Here is a 17,617-nt window from a genome sequence, read left to right as displayed (position 1 = left end):
TCTCATGAAGACTGAGGGGCATGCGATCTTTTTTAAGTTCAGAAAACCACTCATGGAAAGAGCATCTTTCAAAGCAAAGTACAAAACAAAGATTCGTCCCGCTCTATAAGGACAAGCTCATCCCTCTTTACGCTGTTTTGTCGTAAAATGACATTTGGCTATTCCTGCTGACGCCCAAGCAGAGGATGCGCTCGGGCAGTTCGCTTATCCGATGTGAAGGGCGGTTATCGCTCAAAATAATATTTTGAATTGTGTTATTTAAACCATTGACGGTTATGCTAACGAAGTAATATTCTGTACTCATAACCACTGATTTAGTGGTGTGCCAAATATGTTGTGGGAACCATTGGATCATTGCATCTAGAGCTCTTTTTAAATAAGAGAACGCTTTCAATTTGTAATAACGAGGAAGGAGGAGGGTGTTTTTTTGTATTTTAATGCCAATTTAAGTTAAAGGTGTATCGTAATTTAAAATTTATTAATTAATGGGAGGGATGTTGCTTGAAGAAAATTTTAGCTTTTGTTATGATGTTTTGTTTGCTTATGGGGATGGTAGCGCCAATTCAGGCAAATGCAGCAACAAACATCGCACTCAACAAAACTGCAACTGCAAGTTCAAGTGAAGATTCAACAAAAACACCGGATATGGCTTTTGATGGAAACGCTTCAACAAGGTGGTCCTCCAGTTATTCTGATCCTCAATGGATTCACATTGATTTTGGAAGCGCAATCAATGTGAATGGTGTAATGCTGAACTGGGAGGCTGCCTACGCAAAATCTTACCAGATTCAGCTATCCACAGATAACAGTAACTGGACTACAGTGTTTTCCACTACAACAGGAGACGGTGGAGTTGATACGGTTTCATTTGCAACCCAAAGTGCAAGATATGTAAGAATGTATGGAATGCAAAGGGCAACCGAATACGGGTATTCCCTGTGGGATTTTGAAGTGTATTCGGATAGCGGACCTGTGGATAATGGAATTATTTCTGGTGTGGTGTATAAGCTTACAGCGCAACATAGCGGCAAAAACCTGGATGTAGCAGGAGGCGCTACTTCAGACGGAGTTAATGTACAGCAGTGGACCGATAATGGAAGCTCCCAACAAAAGTGGAAAGTCTTTGACGTTGGCAGCGGAGCCTATAAATTGATTGCTGAGTCCAGCGGCAAGGCATTGGATGCCGCAGGCCCTGCGGCCGATGGAGCCAATGTGCAGCAGTGGACGGACAACGGTGCAGTCACTCAGAAGTGGGCAATTATTGATGCAGGCAGCGGGTACTACAAATTAATCTCCAAAAGCAGCGGTAAAGCCTTGGATGTAGCAGGAGGCTCATCTGCAGATGGAGCTAAAGTGCAGCAGTGGACAGATAACGGAAATCCACAACAGAAATGGAAATTTACGCAGATCACAACGACCCCAGATACCACAGCACCAACCACACCAACAAATCTTATAAGTTCCTCAAAAACGGCAACAAGCGTAAGCCTTGCTTGGGCAGCATCCACAGACAACGTAGGCGTAACAGGGTACGACATTTATAATGGAACGACTCTGGCCGGATTCAGCACAACAACAAGCTATACCGTAACCGGCTTGACTGCAAATACAGCATACAGCTTCACGGTAAAGGCAAAGGACGCAGCAAATAATATATCGGCAGCAAGCACGGCTCTGAGTGTAACAACCAGTGCATCTGCCAACACCCAGGGATTCTATATTAACGGAACAACTTTATATGATGCAAACGGAAAGCCATTTGTTATGAGAGGGATTAACCATGCTTACACTTGGTACAAAGGTCAGGAGTCTGTTGCCATTCCTGCAATTGCCCAGACAGGTGCAAATACCGTTAGAATTGTCCTTTCAGACGGGCAGCAATGGTCGAAAGACAGTCTGGCAGCCCTACAAAATCTCATCACCCTGTGCGAACAGAATAAATTGGTGGTAGTCGTCGAAGTCCATGATGGAACTGGCTCGGATAGTGAAGCGGTACTTGATAATATAGCGAATTACTGGATTGAAATGAAAAGTGCACTCATCGGGAAAGAAAAAACCGTCATCCTCAACATAGCAAATGAGTGGTACGGCACATGGGATGGCGTAAACTGGGCCAAAGGGTATACTTCTGTAATACCGAAGCTTAGAAATGCCGGAATCAAAAATACCATCATGGTTGATGGAGCGGGATGGGGGCAATATCCGCAATCCATAGTTGATTATGGAACACAGGTGTTTAATGCGGATCCGTTGAAAAATACGATGTTCTCGATCCATATGTATGAATACGCCGGAGGAAATGCTGCGACGGTTAAGAGTAATATAGACAATGTATTGAACAAAAACTTGGCTCTTGTTATCGGTGAATTCGGAATAAAACATACTAACGGAGATGTTGATGAAGCGGCGATTATGAGTTATTCCCAGCAAAAGGGTGTCGGCTATATCGGATGGTCGTGGAAAGGAAATGGTACCGGGCTGGAGTATCTGGATATGTCACATGATTGGGCAGGAACCAGTTATACTGAGCAAGGGAACGCCATCATTAACGGTCCTAACGGAATTAAAGCAACTTCGAAGCTAAGCACAGTATTTCAATGAACCTCGGACAATCAGGCGCTGACCGCACCTTCGAATTTGTCCGGTACATCACCAACATATGTTCAATTTAAGGTATATGCCGGATCAGGTGAAACCGCATCAGCGGGAACACTCCTCATTAAAGACTTTGAGTTAAATTTCTAAACAGCAAAAAAACAAAGCCTCCAAGCTTAAATTGGAGGCTTTGTTTCTTAAATAGTGGTTGCTATGTCTAGATCATGCTAAAGCTGTGACTTTAAAATTAAGGTTTGGTACGGTTGTCAGCAAATATAATGTGGATATGCGGAAATTGCAGCAAACGATAAAATGGATAGGAGTGCGGTTTGATGGAATATACCAATCCCGTTATACCCGGCTTTCATCCCGATCCCAGCATATGCCGGGCGGGTGACGATTATTATTTAGTAACAAGTTCGTTTGAATATTTTCCGGGAGTGCCTATTTTTCACAGCAAAGATCTTGTTCATTGGCGTCAGATCGGGCATTGCCTTACAACGGCTGAACAGCTGCCTCTGGCGAATGCCTGGAGCTCGGGAGGAATCTTTGCCCCGACGATCCGACACCATAATGGCTGGTTTTATATGGTGACCACTAATGTAAGCGGAACCGGCAATTTCTTCGTCAAAACGAAGAATCCCGAAGGGGCATGGTCAGAACCGATACCTGTTGCCCAAAACGGTATAGATCCATCCCTTTTGTTCGATGATGACAACCGCGTATACTTTCAGTCTTCCCGGACCGGCGACCAAGGGGACGGGATATACCAGTGCGAAATCGATATTGAAACCGGGAACATGCTGACGGAGAGCCGATTGATCTGGAAAGGAACAGGCGGCGCTTATCCGGAAGCTCCTCATCTATACAATATTAAGGGTATATATTTTTTGATGATTGCTGAAGGCGGTACTGAATATGGACATATGGAAACGATCGCCAGAAGCAATCTGCCGTATGGACCTTATGAGCCTTGTCCGAATAATCCTATTCTCTCCAACAGAAGCATGAACAGCAAGATACATGCAACGGGGCATGCGGATCTGATCGAAGCGCAGGACGGCAGCTGGTGGGCTGTTTGCCTGGGAATTAGACCGGCCTCTTATCCTATGGGGCATCACTTGGGCAGAGAGGTGTTCCTGGCACCGGTGACCTGGACGGCAGAAGGTTGGCCGGTTATCGGAAAGGATACGCATATTGAGCCGATCATGGAGGCACCGAAACTGCCGGAAGTCCTGTGGCCCGAGAAGCCCGTCAGAGATCATTTCAATGATTCGCTTCTCAGCTTTGAGTGGTCTTTTTTGCGCAACCCGGTAGAGGGGAGCTGGTCGTTACAGGAACGACCGGGGTATCTGGTTCTGCACGGACATCAAGCTCTGCTGGATGAAGCAGCCTCTCCCGCATTTGTAGGCCGCCGTCTATGTCATTTCTCTTCCAACATAGAAACTGAACTGGAATATGAGCCGCAGGAGGACGGAGAAGAAGCAGGGTTAACCATTTATATGGATGAAAAACATCATTACGATCTTGCCGTAAGATCCATACAAGGACGCAAAACAGTCGTTTTCCGCCGGACCGTCGGTTCATTGAAGGTGGAGGAAACTAAAGAGTGCCCTGAAGGGCCTGTTGTGCTGCGAATTCAAGCGTTGCCTGAGAAGTTTACAGTGTCGTTTCAATCAGCACAATCCGGGAGAATTGAAATGGGGTGGGGGGAAACCCATCTGCTCAGCACAGAAGTTGCAGGAGGCTTTACCGGTATATTTATTGCAATGTATGCAACCTCCACAACGGGACAATCAACCCCGGCGTCGTTCGACTGGTTCGATTATGAACCCATTGGTTAAATTGAAAATCAAAGAAATGATTGAAGCAGCGGCTGATTCAGGCCGGCTGCTTTTTTGTATAAGTGTAGCGGTAAGTAACAAATCACTGCTGCTCTACAGTTGTTGCTGCTTTCGAAAAGCTTTGGGGGACATGCCGTACATTTTTTTGAATTGACGCGTCAGGTAATTACTGTCATTAAATCCGCATTCGTAGGAAATTTCTGTAATGGAACGATTTGTTTGTTTTAACAGTGTGCAGGCCTGTTCCAAACGAAGGCGCTGAATATAAGCGATCGGCGTTGTCAGATAATAGGCCCGGAAAATCCGGTTTAAATGCCTGACGGAAATATCCGATTTAGCCGCAATTTCTTCCAGCGTAACCTGTTCACGATAGTGGTCTTCAATGTAAGAGATGGCATTTGCCAGGTGCATCAGGCTGTCCACGCCTTTCTCCTGGTTGTCATAATGTCTGGACAGATATACGACCAGCTCCATGAACTTGGAGGCAAGCATAGTTTGATATCCATGAAGTTTCTCATCATATTCCTTGATCATGGCCGTGATAAGCGATGAGACATACTCCAGGCTAACCATCGGCATGTTCAGTTTGCTTTTATAAGAGTTAATACTGCGGTAGAACGGTTCCAGAACAAAAAGCGCCTGGTATCCATTCAAGGTTCTTAGATCCGGACCGGCTAACTTAAGCATTTCGGCCTTATACATGATGTTGCAGATTTTGAAATCGTACGGGTCTTTATAGGCATGGGGGGTACCACCGTTAATGACGAACACATTTCCTTTTTTAATAAAGGATTCTTCATGGTTGACAACATGTGTAGCATGTCCATTCAGCACGATTACGAGCTCGGAAAAATCCACATGTTTGTGGAAGGATGTGTCTTCTTCATGCCTGCCATATTGAATATAAAAGGGAAAATACTCATCCGTTGTAAACCAGCTTAAATATACATTACTCAAACCATTCCCACCTAAGAATATGTACTTAATGTCTAAATAATGCTATTACATGACCTGAATGTCAAGGTTTTCAGCCAAAATGGACGATAAAATGTAATCGAAGCTCAGGTAAATCAATAGGTGATATAAATATCAGGTATAAGGGGGACATAAGAAAAATGAACGGAAACTATCCGAAAAAATTAGGAACAGTGCTTCTGGCAAGCACGCTGCTCCTTTCGGCAGGCTGCAGCAGTTCTGGTAGCAACTCTGAGAATACTGAGAAGGTGAGCAGCAGTGAAGATACGAGTCCGGTAACGCTCACGTTCTTTGGCGCTGATGCCAGCCCGAGCTGGAACAAAATGCAGGATGATGTCGGCAAAGAAATTACCGCTAATACGGGTGTTACTCTGAGTGCGGAGTTTGATGTGGGCAGCGGTGGGGGACAAGACAAAATCTCTTTGATGGCAGCCAGTGGTGAATACCCGGATCTGATTTACGCCAAAGGTGAGCTCGGTAAACTGGTGGATGCCGAGGCGATCGTTGATCTGACCGATCTGATTGATAAATACGCTCCAAATATTAAAAAGATTATGAGCGAAAATATGAACCGGATGAGATACAGTAATGACGATCAGGCCATCTATGCCATACCAACCAATGTCGGTGTGGACCAGCAGTTTTTCGATGCAGACAGCGGTTTTCAGGTTCAACATCGGGTATTGAAGGAGCTGGGCTATCCGCAGATCAAAACGGTCCAGGATTTTGAAAACGTACTCAAAGAATATACGGTCAAGCATCCGACAACGGACGGACAGCCGAACATTCCGCTCACGCTGAATGCAGACGACTGGAAGATTATGATTACTGTAACTAATCAGGCTGCCGCGACAACGGGAGGTGCAAATGACGGTGAATATTATGTGGACCCGGAAACCTATGAAGCGATTCTTCACTATAAACGTCCGGAAGAAAGAGAGTACTTCCGCTGGTTGAATCATATGTACAATGAAGGACTGCTCGACAAAGATTCCTTTGTTCAACAAGACGACCAGTATAAAGCCAAAATCTCCAGCGGCCGGGTACTGGGCCTCACCTCTGTCGAATGGGAATATCAGGACGCGGAGAATGCGTTGAAAGCCTCAGGCAAAGACGATTATACCTACGCGCATTTCCCGGTTACGATGGGTGAGCAATATAAGGATCACGCCATGCAGTCCATCGGGGTTGACGGATATGGAATCAGTATCACAACCGCCTGTAAAGATCCGGTCCGTGCTATCAAGTTCATTGACTGGTTGTCCTCTGAAAAAGGTCAAGTGCTGAGAAACTGGGGGGTAGAAGGTAAACAATATCAAGTTGAGAATGGGAAACGTGTCATACCTGACGATGTTCTCAAACAAAAGGTCAATGACGCGGCGAATTTCACCATGCAATCAGGTATCGGATTATATTCCATCTTTGGAGTCCGTTATGGAGATGGCGTTAAGGATTCTACAGGCAACTACTATACTACGAACTTCCCGGAACAAATTGTCGCCAGTTACTCGGATGCGGAGAAAGAGACTTTGGCCGCTTATAAAGCGAAAACCTGGAAAGACCTCTTTCCCGGGGAAGATGAATTCCCGGTCAAAGAATGGGGAGCACTATACAACATGCAGGTCCCAACGGATGGAGACTATCAAGTCATCTATCAAAAAACGCAGGATATTGTTCGCAAGCGGATTCCGGAAGCGGTTCTTGCCAAAACAGCCGAATTCGATACAGTCTACGATGAATTTATCGAAGAGCTGAACAAAGCCGGCGCAGAGAAGATGGAGAAACAATATACCGACCTGGTAAAAGCGAGAACCTCGCTGTTCACTGGCAAAAGCATTAAATAGCAAAAATGCGAACGTGAATTTTACTAACTAGCGGAATACAGAAAACCAGCGTGCCTCCCGTATAGTAGGGGCACGCTGGTTTTGCTTTGCAAGACATCACTATTTTCCGGCGCAAGCCAGGCTAATTACTGCTGCTTGGCGTACCATTCCGAGAACTGCTTTTGATATTCGGCGATATATTTGTCAATTCCCGCTGCCTTCAGTCTTTCCAGCGCTTTGGGGTAGGCGGACTCATAATCGCTGAAGCCGCTGCCGATTGGCGCGAGGTATTCGGTAAATACTCCGTTCAGCTTCGTTTCTTCATTCTTGACCGGCGTATTGTCGAAGTTGAAGCCTGCACCTTTGGAGATGATTGCCCCGTCATCCCAGGCTTTATATCCGGCGATAAAATCATCCGGCACCGTGTTGTCGAAGCGGATGAAATTTTTGTTCATCAGCAGCCAGTCGGGAATCAGCGGATCGGTGGTTATTTTCGTAAGCCGCCCTTTGTCATCCAGGGAGAAGTCGGTTCCTTCAATGCCGTAGGCGAACAGGTCATACAGCTCCTGATTTTTTTGCAGCAGGTTGAAGAACATCACGTAACGTTCCGGGTCCTTCGCTGCGGCGGAGACGAAAAAGGCGCTGCTGTAGGTGCCCCGGCTGATCTTCGGACGGCCGCTGCCAAGGAAATAGTTAACCAGCTTGGCTTCAGGCACCGCTTGCGAGATCGTAGCCGCACCCTCGAAAGGACGCGCTGCCGTACCGGCCCAGAACATTGCTTTGCCGGAGTTCCAGTCGGACTGCAGCTGCGGGACATTGGTGGCGGCATATTTCGGGATAATCCCTTTCTCATACCAGCCGTGCATCAGCTTGGCATAGCTCTTGAATTCTTCGCTTTCAAACCAGCTGATGATTTGATCGTCCTTAGCAGACTCATCAAGCGCAATGAAATCATTTTGCCAGTACAGATTCTTGTCCGTGTAATCATATTGCAGCATTCTGCGGGCATCTGTGGAGGCATAACCGATCAGCTCCGGATGAATGGCATGGACCTTGTCATAGAACTGCTCCAGCTCTGCCAGCGAGGTGACCTTGGTCATGTTGACCTCCTCCAGCAGATCCTGTCTGACCAGCACGCTGTAGAATTCTGCGGAATTCGGCTTGTTGCCGACAGGAATTGCATATTGCTTGCCGTCCAGCTGGAAAGCGCGGAAGGAAGCCTCGTCAACATTTTTACTTAGGTCAGGTGCGGCATCCACATAAGGGGTAAGATCGGTATACAGCCCTTTGGCGACTGATTTCACCATATAATTGCTATCGGTATAAGTGGCGAAATCCTCTCCCGTGGACAACATCAGGTCAGTTTTGCCTCCGCCGTATTCGGTCCAGGGCAGAAACTGGAATTCCACCTCGGCATTGATTTCTTTCTTGATCACATCATGGAATTCCGACTTGCCCAATGCTTTCATCCGGTTGGACTCATCCCCGTACAGCACAATTTTCAGCTTGGCGGGAGCCAGGTCGCTGCCTGCTTTGTTATCGCTGCCCGCAGAGGGGCTTGTACCTTCACTTCCGGTTCCCGCAGTGGAGTTAGCGCTTTCATTGTTGCCCTGGGAGCAGGCGCTTAACAAGAATACAGCGGACAGGAGCAAACTTAACCAACCTTTTTTCTTTTTCATGATGAACCCTCCTGAAATAGAATCAATATGCTTGAAGCTATATTGCAATGGCAGTGCTCCCTTACGTCCCATTGTACAACAAGTTGAAGCAGGGGAGCATTAGCCTGGTGCAATCCAATTTAAGACAAAGCCTGGCGGGGAATCAGCCTTTGACCGAGCCCACGACAATACCTTTGACGAAAAAGCGCTGGAGAAAAGGATACAATATGGCGATCGGCAGGACGGTCAGGCAGGTCATCGCCATTTTGGCCGTCTCCAGCGGCGGAGCAATAATTGCGCCCCCGACCTGTGCGGCGTTGCCGGAAGCCAGGAACTGGATGTTCGCCATCATGTTGTACATCAAATATTGGATCGTATAGAGATCCTGATTAGACACCAGCATCAGCGGCAGATAGAAATCGTTCCAGAACTGCAGCGCGTAGAACAGGGAGATGGTGACCAGTCCGACCCGGCCGAGTGGAACCATAATACTGAAGAAGATCCGCAGGTGACCGGCACCGTCAATTTCCGCCGATTCAACAATTTCATGCGGAATGCTGCGGAAATAGTTGGCCATCAGGAACATCAGGAACACGCTCAGCAGATAAGGCACGAACAAGCCGAGCAGGGTGTCGCCGAGATGATAATATTTGGTGCTCAGTAAATACCACGGCAGGGTGCCTCCGCTGAAGAGCATGGTGAAGTAAGCGAAGAAGGCGAAGACATTTTTGAGCCGGAAGCTTTTGACAGAAATAACGTAGGCATAGGCAGTGGTAACCAGCACTGCGGAAAGAGTACCCAGCACCGTAACGATCACCGACATTGAATACGCCTTCAGAATTTGCTGCGCCTTGGAGCCGAACAGAAATTCATAGGTTTCAAAAGTGAAGCCCCGGGGCCAGAAGGAATAGCCTTCCGCAGCGATTCGCGCTTCGGTGGATAATGAGCCGGATACGGCCAGAACAAACGGCACGAGACAAATGACCGAAAATATGGCAATGCAGAAATAAAAGAAAATGAGCAGCCCTTTGCTGTCGGTAGTTGGCATCTTGCGGCCTCCTAAAATAGTTTGCTGTCTTTGTCATACCAGCCGGCCAGCTTGTTGGCCACAAGCACCAGAAGGAAGCCAAAGACGGATTGATAGAGGGTAATGGCTGAAGCGAAGCCGAATTCGCCGGAACGAATGGCTGTACGGTATACATACACATCAATAATATCGGTGGTAGGCAGGAGCAGCGGGTTCAGGAAGGTTACCCCCATAATCATGCTAAGATCGCCTTTCAGCATGCCGCCAATCCCGAGCAGTGTCATCAAAATGATGGATGGAATCAGCATCGGCAGCGTGATTTTGGTAATGATCTGCCATCTTGAGGCGCCGTCGATCCGCGCTGCTTCATAATAGGAGGGATCTATTCCCTGCAGCACTGCATAATAGATAATCGCTCCATAACCTGCACTTTTCCAGATATTCGCCAGCACCAGGATGATAACGAACAGCCAGGGGCTGGAATACCAGTCGACTTGGGCCAGTCCAAGCGAATGGAAGAGCTGGTTGAGAATACCCTTGTCATAATCCAGCAGGGAGAAGAGAATTGCTCCGATAATAATCCACGAAATAAAATAGGGGAAAAACATTACGCTCTGCGTTACCTTGATAAACCATTTGCTGCGCAGCTCGTTCAAGATGATGGCGATCGCCACCGAAAAAAACGTGCCCGTCAGCATATAAAGCGCATTCAACATTACCGTGTTGCGTGTCGCCCTTAGGGCATCCTCCATACTGGAGAAGAAAAACTCAAAGTTGGAGAATCCTGCCCAGGGGCTGCCGAAGATCCCGTCGTTAAAGTTGTAGTTTTTGAAGACGAGAATCAGTCCGCTCATCGGCAGGTACGCAAAAAGTATCAACACGACGATGCCCGGCAGTGCGAGCAGATACAGCGAGCTGTCCTTCCTCAGAGATTTGCGGAAACTTCGGCTTCTGGCCGTCCGGGTCTTCAGACTGTGCCGCCCCGTGGTCTCCGGTATAGCCTCTTGGCTCATTAATCGTCCACTCCTTTAAAGTAGCATTATCATTTCTGTCCCGTGTTCCAGGAGCATGTTCTACAAGGCAAAGCATAAAGCCGAAATCAATGTAAACGCTATCATAATAAACGAAAAAAAATTAAGAAAACGGAATACGCAGGCTTAAAAAAAGCAAAAAAGCAGCACTTTTTTGCTTTTTAGGCTATGAAAAGCCCCATTTGAGGGTGAAATCCGTACTGTGGAGGCCCGAGTGATGCAGGCGGTCCACACCAAAAGGGGATGCCCCCGGCTGCTCTATGGCAGCCGGAGGCATCCCCTTCGGATTATTTGGATTGCAGAATATGATTCATTCTCCATTTGGAGGGTGTAACTCCATAACGTTTTTTGAATTGGGTTGTAAAATAGGTGCTGCTGTTATACCCTACCTTCTCCGCAATTTGCCGGATATCCATCTCCAGGTCTGTAACCAGCAGCGATTGCGCCCGCTCAAGACGCAGCTGGTTGATGAAATCGGGGAAGCTGCTGTCTACCTCTTCGGCAATCAGCCTGCTGAGATAAGCGGGACTGAGCGACAGCTTCTCGGCAAGGGCATTCAGGGACAGCCCGGGATCCGTATAATGCTCCCTGATATAGCTAATAGCTTCAGTGGCAATATTCCGGGTCTGTACAGCACTCATGCTGGCAATCCGCTCAAGGGCGGTGTAACAGCACTCCTCAATCCAGCTTCGCAGCTTGTCATAGCTCTGGATGTGCCGGATCCGCTGGTAATCGTCCAGAAAGCCGGAGTGCCGGGTGTCAGCACTCAGTTCGGCTGTGCGGCTCAGCTCAAAGGCAAGCCTCGATAAAGCGATATTGGCAGATTCCGCACGGTAGCTGCAGGCCACGGCCAGCAGCCGTTCCACTGCCTGCGGGATGTGGGCCGCCTGATCACTCTGCCTGACGGCCAGCAGCACCGGTTCAAGGGCACTGTCAGGCAGCGGACTGCTGTTCAGATGGATGGTATCATCGGCAAATATAATGCTCTGCCGCTCATGAAATTTAATATATTGCAGACCCTCTGTTGCTTCATTATATTTGCTTCTCAGCAGGCCCATATCATTTGAGAACCCGCTGATCCCGATTGCGCAGCGGACACTGATTTCGGGAAGAGAGGCCGCAATCTCTTCCCATTTGCCGCGGTACAAGGCATAATCTCCGAAGCTGCCGCTGTGAAGTTCACTGAGAACGAGTACGGCGGTTCCCTCATGCGGCCGGAAGGCTTGCACCGCCGCCAGCCCGCTGAATGCGGTACGAATCACCTCGATGATCTCTCCGCCGGACTCTAAGGCGTCCACTGCCGGTCCAGGTTCCACTATGGCCAGCACGCATACACAGTAGGCCCCTCCGGGATCACCGATGCTCATTACTGGCGTATCGCCATTGTCAGAGGCTTCACGGGGAGAGAGCAGCCAGCGCATCAAGGCGCTGTCGTCGCTTTCTTTTTTTAGCTGCACCAGCTTGACACCGATTTGCTCCAGCTCCAGGCTTGCGGCGTCGAAATCACCGCCTGTCTTCAGCGCTTCTTCATTGCCGGAGAGGTGAACAATATTGCCGAACAGCCGCCCGATGGGTTTGTAGATCCGCCGGGAGATCAGGTTGGCGCTTACCGCTGCAGCCAGCATGAGAGCCAGGCACAGGCTGATCATCAGATTGCGGGCATTTGAAATATCGCGGATGCTGTCCTTATAGGATGTCTCCGAAATAAACCATAGCTTGTCCTTAGCGGAATAAATATAGGTAATCAGCTGCGCTTCTCCGGTACCCCTGTAGACAAAGGAGCCTTTCTCAGAGGTGGAGGCAACCACTTGCTTCAGCATGTCCGCCTTCAAGGGTCTGCCGGAGAGTGCGCTGTGCATCAGCACATCGGCATTTCCGTCAAGTACAGCGTAACGCGTGACTTCGCCTTCTTTTTGCGTGAAGAGATTGTTCTGCAGCTTGCCCAGATTAACGGTCAGTGCTACAGCGCCGTAATACTCACTGCTGGCAAATGCACGGTCATTATAGAAGACGGTCAGCAGGGTTACGGGGGTTCCATTGTTCAAAGTGGCTTTCCATAGAAACGGAGATTCGACGATCCGGCTGGTCCGTATCCGCTGAAATAGCTCCAGCTTGGATTCGGGGCTAAGCGGCAAGTTCTCGAACATCGCGACAGGTTCATTCGTGCCGAAGATGTAAGCATTCTCCAAATACTGGTTGACCACCAGTGCGCCACGGATCTGGCTAAGGGCACTGTAGAGCTGGTCGCTCCAGCTCGTATCCCCGTTCATCATCAGCGCGTTAATGTTGGGATTCGCATAGAAGTCCATGGTGTAGTTCTGGACAATCTCTTTATAGTTCATATAAACGGTTTCAGTATTCAGCAGCACATTTTGGTTCGCCTTATTGACATTATCTATGGATATATTCCGGTACAGGTAAAAGATCACGACGGCCAGAACAAGAATGCAGCCTACCGAAATCAGGGTCAGGCTCATAAAAAAGCGGGTATACAGCTTCTTTTTCTTTCCCAAGATGATCGCCCCTTTAAGTAAATCCTAGTATACCCATTCTAGAGGGACAACCGATTCATTGACAAGCGGTAAAAGATTACGAATTGAGCATGAAAGTATAAAAATGGAGAAATAGAACATAGAAAATGCAAGAAAGTTGAACTTGTACGAACTATAATTGGTGGTGCTTACAATTCGTTCGTTTGAAGGAGGACTTCTGTGTTGAGAACATTCCGTAATCCGGTGCTGCCGGGATTTTACCCTGACCCCTCGGCCATCCGTGTGGGAGAAGATTATTACCTTGTGACGTCCAGCTTTGAGTTTTTTCCTGGTGTTCCGATCTTCCACAGCAAGGATATGGTCAACTGGCGCCAGCTGGGTCATGTGCTGGACCGCCCGTCCCAGCTTAATCTGGATCAAACCCTCCCGTCCATGGGAATCTGGGCACCGACAATCCGTTTTCATGAAGGCAGCTTCTATATGATCACGACGTATGTCGACAATGATAAGAATCAGCATAATTTCTATGTGACAGCAACGGATCCGGCCGGAGACTGGTCAGACCCCGTCTGGCTGGAGGATGCTCCCGGCATCGACTCGTCCCTGTTCTTCGATGAAGACGGCAAAGTGTACTACACCGGCAACCGTGTTCCGCCCGAAGGGCAGGATTATCCGAAGCATATGGATATTTGGCTGCAGGAGATTGACCTGGGCCAAGGCAAGCTGGTCGGACCGAAGCATAGCATATGGCAAGGTGCACTCAAGGTGGCCCACGCGCAGGAGGGACCCCATATCTACAAGATCGGCGGCTGGTATTATGTCCTGATCGCCGAAGGCGGGACCGGACATACCCATGCGATTACGATTGCCAGAAGCCGGAGCGTGACCGGCCCTTATGAAGGCCACAAAGCCAACCCGATTCTGACGCACCGCCATCTCGGCAGAGCCTATCCGATCGTCAATGTCGGGCATGGGGAACTGATCGAGACGCAGCATGGAGACTGGTGGATGTTCTGCCTGGCTTCCCGGACCAGCGGCGGCTATTACCGCAATCTCGGACGTGAAACGTTCCTGACACCGGTGGCCTGGGAGAATGAATGGCCTGTGGTGAACCCCGGCAAAGGGGTGCTGGAGTTTGAATCACCAGCTCCGGACCTGCCGGAAACGACATGGCCGCAGCTGCCTGCGTGCGATGATTTTGAAGGAGCAGAGCTGGCACCGGTCTGGAACTTCCTGCGCACGCCGCGCGGTGAATTCTGGAGCCTGAGTGATCATCCGGGCTTCCTGCGGCTGCGCCTGAAGCCGGAGCGTCTCTCGGAAATCAGCAATCCCTCTTATGTCGGAAGACGCCAGCAGCATCTCAGCTTCAGGGCGGCGGTGGATATGACGTTCCAACCCGCCGCCGAAAGTGAAGTTGCCGGACTTGTGCTGCTCCAGAATGCGGACTACCACTTCCGGTGTGAATTGGGGCTGGAGGCCGGGGAGCCGGCATTGCAATTGATCGAACGCCGCGGCGGCAGTGAACAGCTGCTTGCTTCGGTGCCTTATCCGGGAGACAAGGTGCAGTTGAAGGTGGAAGCCAAGGGGCAGGACTACAGCTTCTATTATAGAAGCTCCGAAAGCGACAAGTGGACAGGACTATGCGGGAAAGCGGACGGAACAGTGCTCAGCACAGATCTGGCGGGCGGTTTTACAGGGGCCTATCTCGGCATGTATGCCAGTTCCCAAGGCGCGGAAAGCGCCAATTACGCCGATTTTGGCTGGTTCAGCTATGAAGGACTCGAATAGATTGGGAGGTACAATTCAATGAGTGGCAATCGCAACAAAGTGGATTATGCCCTGCCCGAGCTTCCGCAGATTCCGGCACGGACCTTTACGATTACAGATTATGGGGCGGAAGACGGCGGACTTTCGCTGTGTACCTCCGTCATTCAGGCTGCACTGGATGCCTGCGCAGCTGCCGGAGGCGGCAAGGTGGTGATCCCTCCCGGCCTTTGGCGTACAGGGCCGCTTACTCTGCGCAGCCGGATTAATCTCTGTGCCGAGCGGGGCGCGCTAGTGCTGTTTGACCCCGATCCTGCTCTATACCCGCTGATCTCTTCCCATTTCGAGGGAACGTCCGGCTGGCGCTGCCAGGCCCCGCTGGACGGAGAGGGCCTGAGTGATGTGGCCGTTACAGGGGAAGGAATCTTTGACGGCAGCGGTGAGGGCTGGCGTCCGGTGAAGCGGTTCAAGATGACGGAACTGCAGTGGAACAGTCTGACCGCCTCCGGGGGAGCACTTGATTACAAGAGTGAAATCTGGTGGCCTTCCCGTGAAGCCATGCAGGGAGAGGCAGTCTGCCAAATGCTGCGGAAGAGCGGAGAGACGGGTATGGAGGCTTATCTGCCTGCCCGCGCGTATCTCCGTCCGGCGCTGCTCAGCCTGCGGAATTCCCGGCGGGTGCTGCTGGAAGGGCCGACCTTCCAGAATTCTCCGGCATGGTGTCTTCATCCCTTGGGCTGCGAGCACATTACCGTGAGGAATATCCGGGTACGCAATCCGTGGTATTCGCAGAATGGGGACGGCCTCGATCTGGAATCATGCACGCACGCTCTTGTCGAGCACTGCAGCTTCGATGTGGGCGATGACGCGATTTGCCTGAAGTCGGGAAAAGATGAAGAAGGCCGCAGGGTGGGGATGCCCTGCCGGTATGTTACGATCCGTCACTGTACGGTCTATCACGGGCACGGCGGAGTGGTAATTGGCAGCGAGATGTCCGGCGGTGTGCATGCAGTCAGAGTCAGCGACTGTGTGTTCATCGGCACGGACATCGGCCTGCGGTTCAAAAGCACCCGGGGAAGAGGCGGCGTAGTGGAGGATATTGTCATGGAGAACATCCGCATGAGCGGCATTCTCCATGAGGCCGTGTCTTTCCATATGTTCTATGAGGGTGTTGAAGGGTCGGAAGGATACAATGAGCAGCATTTCCCGGTTACCGAGGCAACCCCGCAGTTCCGGAATATTGCCTTGAAGAACATCGTCTGCCATGGAGCGGCAACCGCACTGCTCGTGAATGGGCTGCCGGAGATGCCGCTTGCCGGACTGAGCGTCGAGAATTTCCATGCGGTGAGTGAGCGGGGAATTGTTCTTAGACATGCCGACAGTCTCTCGCTGGACCGTATCCAGCTACAGACAGCTAAGCTGCCTAAGCTGCAAATGCATCAATGCAGCAATGTATCGCTTCTCCGATCAGAAGATCTGGAAATGATGGAATGATGGTTATCCTTTGAATGGGGACGAAGGCTGCGATTTAACTTCTTTCCGATACTGCAGCGGGGTCAGCCCGGTCGATTTTTTGAATGTCTTATTGAAGTGGGAGAGATGCTCGAATCCGACGGCAGAGGCGATTTCCTGAATTTTACCTGCAGATCCCGCAAGCAGGCGTTCGGCTTCCCGGATGCGTATATGGACGATGTATTCACGAAAGTGAAACCCCGTCAGCCGATGGAATACCCGGCTCAAGTAAGAAGGGCTAATGAAAAAATGCCCCGCCGTCTCTTCCAGAGTCAGCGCCTCACGGTAGTGCTCGCGGATGTAAGTGGCGACATCCGTCACCAGATGATGAAGCGGATGTTTCGTCCCGCCGGTCTGCGATGTACTCTCTGAACGCTGCAGCAGAATCATCAGCTCGGCAAACAGTGTGACTACCGAGATTTCGTAATACGCCCTCTGGAGCCGGCATTCATCCAGCATCCGGTTCAGCAGGCTCTGCACCTCATCCTGCTCGCGCAGGGTCAGCCGGAAGAGGCGGTATCTGCGGTTATGGAACCATTTAGATTCCTTCCGCAGCAGCTCCGGCAGCAGCTCCGGGTCGTAATTAATCAGTACCCGCTCAAACTCGGCAATTTCGGAGCTTGCGGTGGCATGGAGCTCCCGGCCTTGAATGAGAATAAGCTCACCCTTGTGCACCGTAACTACCCGTTCGTCCACAAAGTAAACCCGTTCCCCTTCCGTCAGGTAATACAGCTCGGTTAGCTCATGGCTGTGGGGGCGCGGCATGGCAGTGATGCCCTTGCGTTTCATGTGCTGAATACTGAACCGGCCTTCTTCAATATGATATTTGGGATTGGGGCTGCTCACGCTGTTCATGAATTTCCTCATCTCTCTCGAACCGTTACGGTTATTATAGA

The 17,617-nt window shown here is 49.9% G+C and carries 11 protein-coding genes; 5 read left to right on the top strand and 6 right to left on the bottom strand.

Annotated features, from left to right (window positions below):
* Positions 1–501 precede the first annotated feature (501 nt).
* Entirely contained in the window at positions 502–2,601 is a 2,100-nt protein-coding gene (locus NSS79_RS24975; RefSeq protein WP_342436576.1) for a cellulase family glycosylhydrolase, read from the top strand.
* Positions 2,602–2,927: 326 nt separating this feature from the next.
* Entirely contained in the window at positions 2,928–4,439 is a 1,512-nt protein-coding gene (locus tag NSS79_RS24970; RefSeq protein WP_342436575.1) for a glycoside hydrolase family 43 protein, read from the top strand.
* A gap of 93 nt (positions 4,440–4,532) precedes the next feature.
* Here NSS79_RS24970 and NSS79_RS24965 read toward each other — a convergent pair whose 3' ends face one another.
* Positions 4,533–5,396: a helix-turn-helix domain-containing protein gene (locus NSS79_RS24965; protein ID WP_342436574.1), complete on the bottom strand. Its 864-nt coding sequence runs from the start codon at positions 5,394–5,396 to the stop codon at positions 4,533–4,535.
* A 158-nt stretch (positions 5,397–5,554) separates the two neighbouring features.
* Between NSS79_RS24965 and NSS79_RS24960 the strand changes: the two genes are divergently transcribed.
* A complete protein-coding gene (locus tag NSS79_RS24960; protein ID WP_342436573.1) occupies positions 5,555–7,258 on the top strand; it encodes an ABC transporter substrate-binding protein in 1,704 nt (567 codons plus the stop codon).
* 125 nt (positions 7,259–7,383) lie between these two features.
* On the opposite strand, the gene NSS79_RS24955 is transcribed toward NSS79_RS24960, so the two are convergent.
* From NSS79_RS24955 to NSS79_RS24940, 4 genes are all read right to left on the bottom strand, one after another.
* Positions 7,384–8,916: a DUF3502 domain-containing protein gene (locus tag NSS79_RS24955; RefSeq protein WP_342436572.1), complete on the bottom strand. Its 1,533-nt coding sequence runs from the start codon at positions 8,914–8,916 to the stop codon at positions 7,384–7,386.
* A gap of 142 nt (positions 8,917–9,058) precedes the next feature.
* Positions 9,059–9,943: a carbohydrate ABC transporter permease gene (locus tag NSS79_RS24950; protein WP_076114482.1), complete on the bottom strand. Its 885-nt coding sequence runs from the start codon at positions 9,941–9,943 to the stop codon at positions 9,059–9,061.
* Between the two features lie 11 nt (positions 9,944–9,954).
* Positions 9,955–10,935 carry an ABC transporter permease subunit gene (locus tag NSS79_RS24945; protein ID WP_076114481.1) on the bottom strand — a complete coding sequence of 327 codons (981 nt, stop codon included), beginning with the start codon at positions 10,933–10,935 and terminating at the stop codon, positions 9,955–9,957.
* 305 nt (positions 10,936–11,240) lie between these two features.
* A complete protein-coding gene (locus NSS79_RS24940) occupies positions 11,241–13,466 on the bottom strand; it encodes a helix-turn-helix domain-containing protein (RefSeq protein WP_342436571.1) in 2,226 nt (741 codons plus the stop codon).
* A 201-nt stretch (positions 13,467–13,667) separates the two neighbouring features.
* On the opposite strand from NSS79_RS24940, the gene NSS79_RS24935 reads away from it, so the two are divergent.
* Positions 13,668–15,233: a glycoside hydrolase family 43 protein gene (locus tag NSS79_RS24935; RefSeq protein ID WP_342436570.1), complete on the top strand. Its 1,566-nt coding sequence runs from the start codon at positions 13,668–13,670 to the stop codon at positions 15,231–15,233.
* 18 nt (positions 15,234–15,251) lie between these two features.
* Complete coding sequence (locus NSS79_RS24930; protein ID WP_342436569.1) at positions 15,252–16,703, top strand: glycoside hydrolase family 28 protein; 1,452 nt, start codon at positions 15,252–15,254, stop codon at positions 16,701–16,703.
* 3 nt (positions 16,704–16,706) lie between these two features.
* Here the strand turns inward: NSS79_RS24930 and NSS79_RS24925 are convergent, their stop codons facing one another.
* Entirely contained in the window at positions 16,707–17,576 is an 870-nt protein-coding gene (locus NSS79_RS24925; RefSeq protein WP_340897064.1) for an AraC family transcriptional regulator, read from the bottom strand.
* Positions 17,577–17,617 lie beyond the last annotated feature (41 nt).

Source organism: Paenibacillus sp. FSL L8-0436 (genome assembly GCF_038593025.1).
Classification (GTDB): domain Bacteria; phylum Bacillota; class Bacilli; order Paenibacillales; family Paenibacillaceae; genus Paenibacillus_AQ.
This window is presented reverse-complemented; position numbering and strand designations above follow the sequence as displayed.

Bases quoted from the DNA above. Each gene is read 5' to 3' on its own strand.
- NSS79_RS24970 (WP_342436575.1), top strand. From the start codon at position 2,928: ATGGAATATACCAATCCCGTTATACCCGGCTTTCATCCCGATCCCAGC.
- NSS79_RS24960 (WP_342436573.1), top strand. From the start codon at position 5,555: ATGAACGGAAACTATCCGAAAAAATTAGGAACAGTGCTTCTGGCAAGC.
- NSS79_RS24955 (WP_342436572.1), bottom strand. From the start codon at position 8,916: ATGAAAAAGAAAAAAGGTTGGTTAAGTTTGCTCCTGTCCGCTGTATTC.
- NSS79_RS24950 (WP_076114482.1), bottom strand. From the start codon at position 9,943: ATGCCAACTACCGACAGCAAAGGGCTGCTCATTTTCTTTTATTTCTGC.
- NSS79_RS24945 (WP_076114481.1), bottom strand. From the start codon at position 10,935: ATGAGCCAAGAGGCTATACCGGAGACCACGGGGCGGCACAGTCTGAAG.
- NSS79_RS24930 (WP_342436569.1), top strand. From the start codon at position 15,252: ATGAGTGGCAATCGCAACAAAGTGGATTATGCCCTGCCCGAGCTTCCG.
- NSS79_RS24925 (WP_340897064.1), bottom strand. From the start codon at position 17,576: ATGAACAGCGTGAGCAGCCCCAATCCCAAATATCATATTGAAGAAGGC.